This window comes from Mucilaginibacter sp. FW306-07-L (assembly GCF_058782065.1).
This window is the reverse complement of record NZ_JBYSXI010000002.1, coordinates 890,413-903,326: the sequence shown is the minus strand read 5'-3', so window position 1 is coordinate 903,326 and position 12,914 is coordinate 890,413. Positions and strand designations below refer to the sequence as shown.

11 protein-coding genes are annotated in these 12,914 nt (G+C 45.2%); 8 read left to right on the top strand and 3 right to left on the bottom strand.

Annotation, left to right across the window (positions count from 1 at the left end; translation table 11 throughout):
• The first annotated feature begins 1 nt into the window (after position 1).
• From lptC to AC3WJC_RS14155, 5 genes are all read left to right on the top strand, one after another.
• Complete coding sequence (gene lptC, locus AC3WJC_RS14175; RefSeq protein WP_492399758.1) at positions 2 to 577, top strand: LPS export ABC transporter periplasmic protein LptC; 576 nt, start codon at positions 2 to 4, stop codon at positions 575 to 577.
• Positions 578 to 679: 102 nt separating this feature from the next.
• Positions 680 to 2,782 carry a peptidylprolyl isomerase gene (locus AC3WJC_RS14170; protein ID WP_492399757.1) on the top strand — a complete coding sequence of 701 codons (2,103 nt, stop codon included), beginning with the start codon at positions 680 to 682 and terminating at the stop codon, positions 2,780 to 2,782.
• Positions 2,783 to 2,852: 70 nt separating this feature from the next.
• A complete protein-coding gene (locus AC3WJC_RS14165; RefSeq protein ID WP_492399756.1) occupies positions 2,853 to 3,368 on the top strand; it encodes a DUF2480 family protein in 516 nt (171 codons plus the stop codon).
• Positions 3,369 to 3,523: 155 nt separating this feature from the next.
• On the top strand, positions 3,524 to 4,303 hold the full coding sequence (locus AC3WJC_RS14160) for a DUF3108 domain-containing protein (RefSeq protein WP_492399755.1): 780 nt from the start codon (positions 3,524 to 3,526) through the stop codon (positions 4,301 to 4,303).
• Positions 4,304 to 4,312: 9 nt separating this feature from the next.
• The gene (locus AC3WJC_RS14155; RefSeq protein ID WP_492399924.1) at positions 4,313 to 4,879 is read left to right on the top strand and encodes a DUF3109 family protein; all 567 of its coding nucleotides are present in this window, start codon (positions 4,313 to 4,315) and stop codon (positions 4,877 to 4,879) included.
• A 43-nt stretch (positions 4,880 to 4,922) separates the two neighbouring features.
• On the opposite strand, the gene AC3WJC_RS14150 is transcribed toward AC3WJC_RS14155, so the two are convergent.
• Positions 4,923 to 5,141, bottom strand: a complete 219-nt coding sequence (locus AC3WJC_RS14150) for a PLDc N-terminal domain-containing protein (protein ID WP_492399754.1) — start codon at positions 5,139 to 5,141, stop codon at positions 4,923 to 4,925.
• A 167-nt stretch (positions 5,142 to 5,308) separates the two neighbouring features.
• Here AC3WJC_RS14150 and gmd point away from each other — a divergent pair, with 167 nt between their 5' ends.
• Together gmd and AC3WJC_RS14140 are read left to right on the top strand one after the other, a co-directional pair.
• A complete protein-coding gene (gene gmd / locus AC3WJC_RS14145; RefSeq protein ID WP_492399753.1) occupies positions 5,309 to 6,445 on the top strand; it encodes a GDP-mannose 4,6-dehydratase in 1,137 nt (378 codons plus the stop codon).
• Positions 6,446 to 6,464: 19 nt separating this feature from the next.
• Positions 6,465 to 8,102: a gliding motility protein RemB gene (locus tag AC3WJC_RS14140; protein ID WP_492399752.1), complete on the top strand. Its 1,638-nt coding sequence runs from the start codon at positions 6,465 to 6,467 to the stop codon at positions 8,100 to 8,102.
• A 6-nt stretch (positions 8,103 to 8,108) separates the two neighbouring features.
• Here AC3WJC_RS14140 and AC3WJC_RS14135 read toward each other — a convergent pair whose 3' ends face one another.
• Together AC3WJC_RS14135 and dxs are read right to left on the bottom strand one after the other, a co-directional pair.
• A complete protein-coding gene (locus AC3WJC_RS14135; protein ID WP_492399751.1) occupies positions 8,109 to 9,941 on the bottom strand; it encodes a glycoside hydrolase family 15 protein in 1,833 nt (610 codons plus the stop codon).
• A gap of 113 nt (positions 9,942 to 10,054) precedes the next feature.
• A complete protein-coding gene (dxs, locus tag AC3WJC_RS14130) occupies positions 10,055 to 11,986 on the bottom strand; it encodes a 1-deoxy-D-xylulose-5-phosphate synthase (protein WP_492399923.1) in 1,932 nt (643 codons plus the stop codon).
• Positions 11,987 to 12,125: 139 nt separating this feature from the next.
• Here dxs and AC3WJC_RS14125 point away from each other — a divergent pair, with 139 nt between their 5' ends.
• A complete protein-coding gene (locus tag AC3WJC_RS14125; RefSeq protein WP_492399750.1) occupies positions 12,126 to 12,884 on the top strand; it encodes a segregation and condensation protein A in 759 nt (252 codons plus the stop codon).
• Positions 12,885 to 12,914 lie beyond the last annotated feature (30 nt).

Sequence of the window (12,914 nt, the reverse complement as noted above, 5' to 3'; positions counted from 1 at the left end):
TATGTTCTTCAGCACCGGTAAAAAAGCATCATTAGGTTGGTTCGCGATAATTTGCACCTGCCTGCTTTTTGCTTCGTGCGAGAACGACTTGAAAAAGATCAAAGCCCTGTCTGAACAGGATGTAAAACCCCAGGAACGTACAATTGACGTGGAGATCACTTATAGTGACTCTGCCCATGTTAAGGCTGTTGTTACCGCTCCGCTGATGATCAACCACAAAGTTGATACGCCTTATTATGAAATGCCTAAAGGCGTAAAAATTGTTTTTTACGATAAGGATCTGCAGGTTATCAATACCCTCACCTCAAAATATGCCATCACCAAAAATGATAACAGCATTATTGAGATGTACAAAAATGTGGTATCGAAAAACCAGAAGGGTGATACCTTTAAATCCGAAGAGCTGATATGGAATGCTAAAACCAAACTGATCACCTCAAGCCAGCCCGTGCAGATCACCATGGCGGGCGGCAATATCTCCAACGGCACCAATTTTGAAAGCAACCAGGACTTCACTCATTATACCATGAGCCAAACCACCGGTATATGGAATGTGGACGAAAAAGCGATGCAGTAATAAATAATTTCAACGTCAAATTTGTTTGAGGTAATTTTACTAAAAATTGTATCTTGCGCCCTCTTTTTAAATAGTTAATAATATAGAGTTTATATGGGAATTATGAGTTTTTTGCGCGAGAGGATGGGGGTGATACTCGTTGTCGTTATCGGTATTGCGCTTTTTGCTTTCATTGCAGGCGAGGTCATCCATTTCGGAGGCTCGTTTTTTAGGGGTGATGCTAACTCCGTAGGTGTAGTGGGCGATGAAAGTATATCCATTCAGGATTTTAACGCGAGGGTTGAGCAAAACTCAGAGCAGTTTAAACAGCAATCGGGCCAGGCAAGCCTTACTCCACAAATAGTAAGCTACGTTCAGGAAAATACCTGGAACCAAATGATCAGCCGTGCTATCATCACTAACCAGATCGCTAAACTGAATATCACCGTTGGCGAGAGCGAAACCAAATCGCTGATAAACGGTAACAATCCGAGCCCGCAAATAGTGCAAATGTTTGGCAACCCGCAAACCGGCGAGCTTGACCGCGCGCAACTTAACAACGTGTTAAGCAACATCAACGCCGCTAAAGATGGCGACCCGATGAAAAAACAATGGCAGGATTTTGTAGCACAGATCATAGAATCAAAAAAAGCTGAAAAATATGTTGCTTTAGTAAGCAATGGTCTTTATGTAAACTCATTAGAGGCTAATGATGACTACGAAGCGAAAAACAAGTTAGCTAACTTTCAGTATGTAGCGCTTGATTACGCTTCAATACCCGATAACAAGGTTACAGTTACCGATGCTGACTACCAGGAATATTATGACGCGCACAAAAACCTGTTTAAAAACAAGCAGGAACTGCGCAGTTTTAAATATGTAGCTGTAAACGGCGCGCCATCAAAAGAAGATACGGTTGCAATTAAAGCGCAAACTGAAAAGCTTGCCGCTGATTTTAAAACCAGCAATAACGACTCGTTATTTGTACAGATAAACTCAGAAACCAAGGAGCCTATTGTTTACCGTAAAAAAGGCCAGCTTGACCCTGCGCTTGATTCGGTAATGTTTAACGCTGCTAAAGGTTTTGTATATGGCCCATACCTGTCAAACGGCAGCTATAAAGTAGCTAAGCTGATCGACTCACGTGTTGGTCCGGATTCTGTTAAGGCAAGCCATATCCTTATCTCTGCTCAATCAGCAGGTGGCGAAGAAAAAGCCTTAGCCAAAGCCGATTCATTAAAAAAACTGATCCAGGGCGGCAGGTCGTTTGACGAGTTGGCCAAACTATTCTCTGATGATAAACAATCAGGCGAAAAAGGCGGTAGCCTGGGTACATTTGGCCGTGGCGCTATGGTGCCCGCGTTTGACGAAGCCGCGTTTAACGGCAGCAAAGGCGAGCTAAAGATAGTTACCACTCAGTTTGGTGTTCACCTCATCCGTATTGAAGATCAAAAAGGTTCATCAAAAGTAGTTAAAGTGGCTACTGTTGATAAACCAATATTACCAAGCGAAAAAACACGTACAACCGCTTATAATAAAGCGCAAACATTTTTGGCCGGTGTAAACAACGGTGATTTTGCCGCCGAAGCTAAAAAAGATAATTTGAGCATTTTACCGGCTAATGATGTTAGCGGTGTTGCTTCGGGCCTGCCGGGTTTAGATAATGCACGTGACCTTGTTCGCTGGGTATTTAAAGCCGAGGTAGGTGATGTATCTGAGCAGGTATTTACCGCGGGTAATCAGTATATTGTTGCACAGGTTACACAAATTAAACCTGAAGGCCAGTTACCGCTTGATGCTGTAAAAACATCAATCGAAGCTGCTGTTCGTATCAAAGTAAAAGCAAAACAACTGATCGAGAAAATGCAGGGCGCTGTTAACGGTGCTTCAAGCATTAACCAGGTAGCTCAAAAAGCAGGTGGTAAAGTTACTCCGGCACAAAACATCGTATTTGCCAATCCGGTAATACCGGGTGTGGGTGTAGAGTATAGTGTAATAGGTTCGGTATTTGGCTCACAGCCTAAAAAGGTATCAAAACCGGTTGAAGGTACTAATGGCGTTTACGCCTTTGTGGTTGATGGTTTTGTTAAACCGGCACCATTAACCAACGCTATCAAACAAAAACAACAGCTTGGACAGGCATTATTACAACGCTCACAAGGGCAGTTGTTCGAGGCTTTACAAGATAAGGCGAATGTAAAAGATTACAGAGCTAAGTTTTTATAACCATATTTTAAAGTAATTTTGTGTCCGGGAATGTTATATAACGTTCCCGGATTTTTTATTTTAACGTAAGATGGAAATTCAGGAAAATATTATAAATAAGGTTGCCCAAAGCGGTTTGGTAACGCTTGACCCGGCGGAGTTTTACCAGCAGGGCGAACGCGTGGTGTATGATATAAAGGATAACCTTTTTCACGGCCTTATATTAAAGGAGAAAGATTTCAGGGAGTTTGTGAAGGGGCACGACTGGAGCCAGTACCAGGATAAGTTTGTGGCCGTTACCTGCACTGCCGATGCCGTTGTACCCGCCTGGGCCTACATGCTGCTGGCCAACCGCATGGCTCCGTACGCGCGCGAGGTGGTGTTTGGTGATGCCGAGGTGTTGGAAACCGTATTGTTTGTAAAAGCAAGTGCTAACCTTGATGTTGAGAAATACCGCGATCAGCGCCTGGTAATTAAAGGTTGCGGTGATGTGCCCGTGCCGGTTGCCGCTTATGTTGAGCTGGCCAAAAAGCTTACCCCGGTAGCTAAAAGCCTGATGTTTGGCGAGCCATGCTCAACCGTGCCTATTTATAAACGTAAGGACTAATTTTCGCTCAATAAAAACGGTGTGTTTTATTAACTGTTAACAGTTACGCGTTTGTGCGCAGGCTGCGGCAGGTTAAACTATTTGAGGCCGCATCCGTCAAAACTGCACAACATGCGCGTTACGCACAGGTTGATGAACCATAAGATACACACTGAATGAAGAAATTGATCATGATATGCGGCTTGCTGGTAACCACCATAATTCCGGGTTACTCTCAAACGCTTAATAATTTGGATAAGGCCGTTTTTGGCGTAGGCGAGGAGTTGAACTACAAACTTAAATACGGCATTTTTACCGCTGCGGAGGCCAACTTAAAGGTTACGGAAAGTACCCAGAAGTTTGATGGCAAGCCCGCTTACCATATTATTGCCGATGGTAACACCGCCGGTACTTTTAATGTGTTTTACAAGGTACGCAACCGGTATGAAAGCTTTGTTGATAAAACAACGCTGATGCCTTATTACTACACCGAAACTCGTAAGGAAGGGAGTTACAAGCATACCGATAAGGTTACCTTTAACCATACAACCGGTAAAATAAAGGCTGATAAGGGCGAGTATGAATTTAAAGGGCAGATGTTTGATTTTGTATCAGCGTATTATTTTGCCCGTTCACTTGATATTTCAAAAATAAAGGTTGGCCAAACCATTGATATGCCTTACTTTTTAGAGGATGGCATACACAAGCTAAGCATAACCTACATGGGTAAGGAGCAGGTAAAATGCTCAATGGGTACGTTTAACTGTTTGAAGTTCAACCCAACTATTATTCCCGGTAAAATATTTAAAAAGAATAGTAAACTGTATCTTTGGATAACGGATGATGCCAACCGTATACCGGTAAGGGCGCATGTTGAAGTAATAGTAGGTAGCCTTACAATGGACCTCACCGGGGCAAAGGGGCTAAAATATCCGCTGAATCCTGTAAAGAAGTAATTAATAATGATGATTGAAGTTGGCAGCGTGCTGGTGCATGAGGATGTTGTGCGTGAGAATTTTGTTTGCAACCTGAACAAATGCAAAGGCGCGTGTTGTATTGAAGGCGATTCGGGTGCGCCGTTATTGAATGAGGAACGCGCTATACTGGATGAGATCTACCCGAAGGTAAAACCTTACATGACGGCCAAAGGCATTGCCACCGTTGAGCAGGATGGTACTTATGTAACCGATTTTGAGGGTGACTATACTACACCCTGCGTTGATACCAATAAGGAGTGCGCTTATGTGATCATGGAGAACGGCATAACCAAGTGCGCTATCGAAAAGGCTTATGAAGCCGGTGATATCGACTGGAAAAAACCTATCTCATGCCACCTGTACCCTATACGCATCACCGCTTACCCGGAGTTTGATGTGTTGCATTACGACCGCTGGAGTATTTGCAGCGATGCCTGCACCTTTGGCGATCAGCTTAAAGTACGTGTACATGAGTTTTTAAAAGGCCCGCTTATTCGTAAATATGGCGAGGTGTGGTACAAAGAGCTGGAAGAAGCTGTAGCTGCCGAAGTATAAAGATTAAACAAGAGCGATGAATAATATTTATCGCTCTTGTTGTTTACATGTACTTGCTTACCTTTTGGCTCCTGCCGATCGCAAAGTAAACTAAGCATCCTATAAAAGGGGCAAGCAATACGATCAGCACCCAAAGCAGCTTGGTAAACTGATCCTTAAAGTCTGACCGGACAATATCTATCAAGGTTAAAAACGGAATGATCACGGCAAAGAAGATCAGAATGATCTCTGGTGTACCAAGGTTTAAAAATGCGAGTTCCATAGGTTTGTAATTAATGTGATGTATTTATCTAAGATACAGCAAACTAAATATTGTTACACGCTACTCTAATCAGGATTGATTAATTTAATAAGATGAACGCTTAGCTGATGTTTACAGGGTTATTTACAATTAATTTAAATATTATTGTAGCATAATAGGCATATCGCATGAAAATAGCTTTGATTACTGGTATAACCGGGCAGGATGGCGCTTACTTAGCCGAATTTCTGCTAAAAAAGGGTTATACCGTGCATGGGCTAAAACGGCGGTCATCCTTATTTAATACCTCCCGTATTGATCATTTATATACTGATCCGCATGAGCGGGAAGTAAAGTTCAGGCTGCATTACGGTGATCTGACCGACTCAACCAACCTCATCCGCATTATTCAGGAGGTTCAGCCTGATGAGATCTATAACCTGGCTGCTATGAGCCACGTTAAGGTTAGTTTTGATACGCCCGAATATACGGCCAATGCCGATGGTATTGGCGTGCTGCGGGTGCTGGAGGCTGTGCGCCTTTTGGGTTTAACAAATAAAACCCGTGTTTACCAGGCATCCACATCCGAATTATATGGTTTGGTACAGGCGGTGCCGCAAAGTGAAACCACACCTTTTTATCCGCGTTCGCCTTATGCGGTGGCCAAGCTGTATGGTTACTGGATAACCGTAAACTATCGCGAAGCCTATAATATGTATGCCTGCAACGGCATTTTATTTAACCACGAAAGCCCTGTTCGCGGCGAAACCTTTGTTACCCGTAAAATAACCCGTGCCGCGGCACGCATAGCCATGGGATTGCAAAGCAGCCTGTATGTGGGCAACCTTTCGGCCCGGCGCGACTGGGGCCACGCTAAAGATTATGTAGAAGCTATGTGGCTGATGCTGCAGCAACCCCAACCGCAGGATTTTGTGATAGCTACCGGCGTTACCACCACCGTGCGCGACTTTATCAGGCTGGCTTTTGCCGAGCTGGGTATTGAAGTAGAATTTAGCGGCCGGAACGAAAACGAAAAGGGCGTTATTATTGATATAGATGAGGAGCGCCTTGCCGAATTAAATATTGACGCGGCCAAACTTAAATTCGGGCAAACGGTTGTAAAGGTTGATCCGAAATATTACCGCCCAACCGAGGTTGAATTGCTGATAGGCGATGCTACCAAAGCCCGTGAAGTACTGGGCTGGATACCAAAGTATGATTTAAATGCCTTAGTTGCCGATATGGTACAGGCCGATCTGCTTGAGGTTAAAAAGGACGATCACCTGAAAAAGGGTGGATTTAAAACACTGAATTATTTTGAATAGGTAATACAATAAACCTCAAATGAAAAAAATATTTACGCTTGTACTTTTTGTTGTTTCATCTGCTCTTATTACCAGGGGGCAATCAGTAATTCAGCCGTACTCCTACCAGTTTTATCAAAAGCTGAATGCTGATGTGTACTCCACTAAAACCCGTGTACATAGCGCCATGAAACCATTTATGGTTGATGACAGTCTGCTGCGCCGCAGTTACGATTCGCTGATGAATTATGGCAGCGATGGTGAGCACGGTGCCGCGTACCGTAAGCTATTTACCGAGCATCAGATTGATGTTAAGAGCCCGAATAGCACATTTTACGCTGACCTGCTGCCTGACCTGGTAATTGGCCGGGATGTGCGCCAGTTTAAGAGAACCACACGAATTACTTCTGTAGGTTTACAGGTAGGCGGTACTTTTGGCGATAAGGTATCATACAATGTAAGCGGGTTTTTAAACCGTGCCCTGTTCCCGGAGTACCTTAACACTTATATAAACCAGGTAGGTATTATACCCGGCCAGGCGTATGACCGCAGCCCGAACAGTGATACCAAGGATTGGTCGTACATTACAGCTAACGTATCCTACACACCCGTAAAATATCTGAATATATCTGCCGGGCGCGACCGTACTTTTATAGGCGACGGTTACCGGTCGTTATTATTGTCTGACTATTCTTCACCTGCCACTTATTTCAGGCTGACAGGTACACTGGGTAATGTGCGCTATATGTCTATGTGGACCAACATGAGCGACCCAATGAACCCTGATCTCAACAACTACACACATAACAGGCGCAAATGGGGTATTTATCACTTTTTAGACTGGAATGTAAGTAACCGCTTGTCGTTAGGATTTTTTGATGCTGTTGTTTGGGCCGGAGAAGATGACGCGGGCCACCAACGCGGATTTGATTTTAACTACATCAATCCCATTATATTTTTGCGCCCGCTCGAGGCATCCAGCGGCTCGCCGGATAATGCCGTTATCGGTTTAACCGGTAAATATAAGGTGAGTGACCACCTTACCGCCTACGGTCAGTTTATGCTGGATGAGTTTGAGGCTGATAATTTTTTCTCAGGCAATGGCAGCTCACGTAATAAATTCGGTTGGCAATTAGGCGTACGCGGCGCGAACCTGTTTAGCGTACAAGGATTAAATTACTTGTTAGAAACCAACACCATCAGTCCGTACACTTTCTCAGAACGTTCTGCTGCCATTAATTATACCAATAACAGCGAACCATTGGCGCATCCATGGGGCGCGAATTTCAGGGAAGTTGTGGGGATGCTTAACTATTCGTACAAGCGTTTTGATTTTTCGGGTGAGTTTGATTTTGGCCGGTATGGCCTGGATGAAAACGGCTTGAATTACGGTAAAAACCTATTTGATGATTATCGCCAGCCCGCGCGCCTTACCGGCAACTGGACAGGCCAGGGACTTACCACCAACATGCTGTTGTTTGAAGGTAAGGTCGCTTATCTGATCAACCCTAAATACAACCTTCGTATTGAACTTGGCGGCCTTATTCGTAATGACAAGAACGACCAGTTCAACAGCCGTACCGGCATGATCAGTATAGGCCTGCGCAGCTCGTTCCGTAGCCTGTATAATGATCTGGCCAGCTTTAAAAGCCGCAACACCGGTTTAGTTATCGATTAAAGGCGCTTACAGGTTAAGCCCCTTAACGCGGCCTAACTGTTTATCCAATTCAACCGCGGCGCTGATGAGTGCCAGGTGGGTGAACGCCTGCGGAAAATTGCCCAGGTGTTCGCCTCGCTTACCTAACTCCTCGCTGAACAAACCGAGGTGGTTGGCATAACCCATCATCTTTTCAAAGTTCTCTACCGCGCGGTCAATCTCGCCGCCTTTGGCCAGTGCCTCAATAAACCAGAAGGAGCACATGTTAAAAGTGCCTTCCTCGCCATCTAACCCGTCAATTTTTTCGAGGTGGTTGCGGTAACGGTAAATGAGTACATCTAAACGCAGATCACGGTCAATCACCTTCATGGTTGATTGCCAACGTGGCTCCAGCGGTGCTATAAAGTGGGTGAGCGGCATCAGTAAGGCACTCGCATCAACCGTACTGGCGCCTTTGTATTGTACCCAGGCCTGCAGATCCTCATTCCAGAAATTGTGATAGATATCTTTATAGATCTCGTCACGCACGGCTTTCCATTCTGCTTCCGGGTAAGGGAATGAACGGTTCTCGGCTATTTTTATCGCCCTGTCCATAGCTACCCAGCACATGAGGCGGGTATGTAAAAATTCGCGTTTCATATTGCGTATCTCCCATATACCATGATCGGGCTCATGCCAGCGCTCAATAACGTGCTGTACCTGTTTTTCGATGATCTCCCAAAAAGCGAATGTGATGGGTTTGTATGATTTATTGTAGATGTAAATCGTATCTATCAATTCTCCGTAAATGTCTAACTGCGTTTGGTTGGCGGCCTCGTTGCCTATGCGTACCGGCTTTGAGCTTTTGTAGCCGTCCAAATGCTCAAGTTCCTTTTCAGTTAACGAACGGTTGCCATCAATACCATACAACAGTTGCAGGTTATTGTCTTTGCAAAGCGCGTATATCCAATCTAAAAACTGGGTGGCTTCCTCATTCATGCCCAGCCTTAAAAAAGCGTACATGGTAAATGCCGCATCACGTATCCAGGTAAAGCGGTAATCCCAGTTGCGGTTGCCGCCCACGGTTTCAGGCAGCCCGAACGTAGGTGCCGCCACCACTGAGCCAAACTCGGCTGAGGTAAGGAGTTTCAGCGTTATGGCCGAGCGGTAGATCACCTCGCTGTAACGCCCTTTATATGAGGCCTTGTTAAGCCAGGTACGCCATTGGCTAACCGTTTCGTAATAAGTATGGTCTGTATAGTAGCTGATGTGTTTCAGCTCTTTTTCGTCGCCTGTTTTTATAGATTCGAGTATGATGAAAGCATCTTCCGATTCATTGAGGGTAATATCGGCGCAACCGCTCTGTTCATCAATAGTTAAATCAAAATTAGCCATCAGGCGCAGCTTTGCACCACCATCATTTATACTGTTAAAAACCAGTTCGTTTTTGCTTTTGGCTTCAACCTCATGGTTTGCCAGGGCATAATCAAACCGGGGCACACAATTTATACGGAAGCTGATATTACCCCTCACTGTTTTAATGCGACGCACAATAGCGCAAACTGAACTTTTAGGATCACGGGCTATGGGCATGTAGTCGGTAAGTTCGGCAATGCCATCTTCAGAAAAAAAGCGGGTAAGCAACACGGCCGTGCCCGGTATATAAAGCTGGCGTGTATTATAATCCTGAAGCTGAGGCTCGATAGAGAAGTAGCCGCCTTTGTTTTCATCAAGCATGGAGGCGAACACGGTAGGCGAATCAAACCTCGGGAACGACATGAAATCAATTGACCCGTTGAGCGACACCAGGGCTACGGTTTTCATATTGCCTATAATGCCGTAATTCTCTATAGGTTGGTAAGGGCGTTTTTCATGCTCCATGCTGTAGTATGGTTTTAATACCATACCATAACCCAACTTGGTTATAAAAGTTTACCAATACAACCTGCAGGCAGGTATAAAACAAAAACGGGCGGTAAAAACCGCCCGTTGTATTATGATGCTATGGTATGTGTCGCGTCTTTTTTAAGCCCCATTAGGCGTACCTGTGTGGCAATGGCCGCGGCATCGTAACCGCATTCGGCCCAAAGTTCGGGTTGTTCGCCATGTTCAATAACCGCGTCAGGCATACCCAGGCGTTTAATTTTGGCGCTATAGCCATTATCGGCCATAAACTCAAGCACCGCGCTGCCCATGCCGCCTTCAAGGCAACCATCTTCAACGGTAATTACCTTGTCGAACTTTTGGAATACATTATGTAATAAGGCCTCATCCAAGGGTTTAACAAAGCGCAGGTCATAATGGGCAGGGAAGTAGCCCTCATTATTCAGTTCATTGATCGCTTTCGCGGCTTCGTTACCTATGGTACCAATAGTTAAAATAGCCACATCCTCACCATCGGTAACTAAACGGCCTTTACCTACCGGGATAGCTTTCATAGGGCGCTGCCAGTCAACCATAACACCGTTGCCGCGTGGGTAACGGATGGTAAATGGCCCCATGTTTTCCTGCTGAGCAGTATACATCAGGTTGCGCAACTCTTCCTCGTTCATAGGTGCCGACACGATCATGTTTGGGATGCAGCGCATATAAGCCAGGTCGTAAGCGCCGTGATGTGTAGGCCCGTCAGCGCCTGCAATACCGGCACGGTCAAGGCAAAATACTACGTTCAGTTTCTGTATAGCTACATCATGCACCACCTGGTCAAACGCGCGCTGCATAAAACTCGAATAGATATTACAAAAAGGCGTTAAGCCCTGCGTAGCCAAACCTGCCGAAAAGGTGACGGCATGCTGCTCGGCAATACCTACGTCAAACGCGCGGTGCGGCATAGCCTTCATCATCAGGTTAAGCGAACAGCCCGACGGCATAGCCGGGGTAATACCCATTATTTTAGGGTTTTGCTCGGCCAGCTCAATAATGGTATGGCCAAACACATCCTGGTATTTAGGTGGCTGCGGCTTTTCGTGGTATGTTTTTTTGATCTCGCCGGTTATTTTATCGAACAAGCCGGGAGCGTGCCATTTGGTCTGGTCTTTTTCGGCCAGGGCATAACCTTTACCTTTTACGGTAACGCAATGCAACAGCTTAGGACCAGGTATATTACGCAGGTCGCGCAGTACTTTTGCCAGATGCTTAACATCGTGCCCGTCAATAGGGCCAAAATACCTGAATTTTAGCGCCTCAAAAAAGTTGCTTTTTTTAAGCAGCGTGCCCTTAATGCTTTTCTCCAGCTTTTTAGCCAGCTTAAAGGCATCAGGCCCAACTGATGATAGTTTTGAAAGTACACTGGCCACATCATCCCTAAAACGGTTGTAAGGTTTTGAGGTGGTAATGTCTGTCAGGTATTCCTTTAACGCCCCAACGTTAGGGTCGATAGACATGTTGTTATCATTCAGGATCACCAGCAGGTTTGAGTTTTCAATACCCGCATGGTTCAATGCCTCAAAGGCAAGCCCGGCTGTCATGGCGCCATCGCCAATAACGGCTACGTGCTGGCGGTCCGTTTCGCCTTTATAGTGCGAAGCCACAGCCATACCCAGCGCTGCCGAGATTGAGGTAGAAGAGTGGCCTACGCCAAAAGTATCGTACTCGCTTTCGCCACGTTTCGGGAAACCGCTGATGCCTTTATACACACGGTTGGTGTGAAAAATATCGCGGCGGCCGGTTAGTATTTTGTGGCCGTAAGCCTGGTGGCCAACGTCCCATACCAACTGGTCATAAGGGGTATTCATTACATAGTGCAGGGCAACCGTAAGCTCAACCACACCCAGGCTGGCCGCAAAGTGCCCGCCGTTTACTGATACTACATCAATAATATACTGACGAAGCTGCTGGCATACCTGTTCCAGTTCATCTTCGCTAAATTGCTTTAAATCAGAAGGATTGTTGATTTTATCCAACAAATTACCTGCCGGTACCTGCATCGACATCAATTAGAATATTTAACCTGCAAATTACGTGAAATAATATGATAAAAAACAGGACAAGCCGCAACATATAATTGTTTTAAATAATTTGGTGCCTATTCATCATACCATCAATTTAATTAATTTTGAGCAGGTTATGGCCGATGAATTTTTTGAAATAAAGCTCCCGCAGTTTGAAGGCCCCTTTGACCTGCTTTTATTTTTCATTGAGCGTGATGAGCTGAATATTCACGATATACCCATTGCCCGCATTACCAACGATTTTTTGCAGTATATACATCACCTTACCAGCATGAACATGGAGGTGGCCAGCGAATTTATTTTTGTGGCTGCCACACTAATGCGCATCAAGGCTAAAATGTTGCTGCCCCGTTATGAAACCGATGAGGACGGCAACGAGGTGGACACCAAGGAAGAGCTGATAAGAAAGCTTATTGAATACAAGCGCTTTAAGGATTTGTGCGAAGAATTGCGGCCTATTGAAGAAGAGCGCTTTAAGCAGGAAAAGCGCGGTAATATTAAAGCCGACCTTGAAGGGATGGAAAAAGCTGTGCTCCCGGGTGAAGAACTTTCTGAACTTACCTTATACCGGCTGATGGTGGTTTATGAGCGGGTAATCAAAAGCTTTATGAGCCGCAGTGAGGAGGTAAAGCACACGGTGGTGCAATACCCATACTCCATTGAGCAGCAAAAAAAAGCTATTGATGATCTGCTGCGGATCAACCAGCGGCTTGATTTTAGGGCAATGGCTGCCGGTTCAGAAAACAGGGTACATTTTGTTTACAACTTTTTGGCCATGCTGGAGATGCTGCAGCAGGAATTGATAGATATACAAATAGGTTTAGGATATAATAATTATTGGATATCGCCCAAAAGCAGGACGGATGCGGTATAAGCTTACAGGTTTAGCCTTAACGGGTTTATC

Coding starts and splice junctions, on each gene's coding strand:
- lptC (WP_492399758.1), top strand. CDS start 2: ATGTTCTTCAGCACCGGTAAAAAAGCATCATTAGGTTGGTTCGCGATA.
- AC3WJC_RS14170 (WP_492399757.1), top strand. CDS start 680: ATGAGTTTTTTGCGCGAGAGGATGGGGGTGATACTCGTTGTCGTTATC.
- AC3WJC_RS14165 (WP_492399756.1), top strand. CDS start 2,853: ATGGAAATTCAGGAAAATATTATAAATAAGGTTGCCCAAAGCGGTTTG.
- AC3WJC_RS14160 (WP_492399755.1), top strand. CDS start 3,524: ATGAAGAAATTGATCATGATATGCGGCTTGCTGGTAACCACCATAATT.
- AC3WJC_RS14155 (WP_492399924.1), top strand. CDS start 4,313: ATGATTGAAGTTGGCAGCGTGCTGGTGCATGAGGATGTTGTGCGTGAG.
- AC3WJC_RS14150 (WP_492399754.1), bottom strand. CDS start 5,141: ATGGAACTCGCATTTTTAAACCTTGGTACACCAGAGATCATTCTGATC.
- gmd (WP_492399753.1), top strand. CDS start 5,309: ATGAAAATAGCTTTGATTACTGGTATAACCGGGCAGGATGGCGCTTAC.
- AC3WJC_RS14140 (WP_492399752.1), top strand. CDS start 6,465: ATGAAAAAAATATTTACGCTTGTACTTTTTGTTGTTTCATCTGCTCTT.
- AC3WJC_RS14135 (WP_492399751.1), bottom strand. CDS start 9,941: ATGGAGCATGAAAAACGCCCTTACCAACCTATAGAGAATTACGGCATT.
- dxs (WP_492399923.1), bottom strand. CDS start 11,986: ATGCAGGTACCGGCAGGTAATTTGTTGGATAAAATCAACAATCCTTCT.
- AC3WJC_RS14125 (WP_492399750.1), top strand. CDS start 12,126: ATGGCCGATGAATTTTTTGAAATAAAGCTCCCGCAGTTTGAAGGCCCC.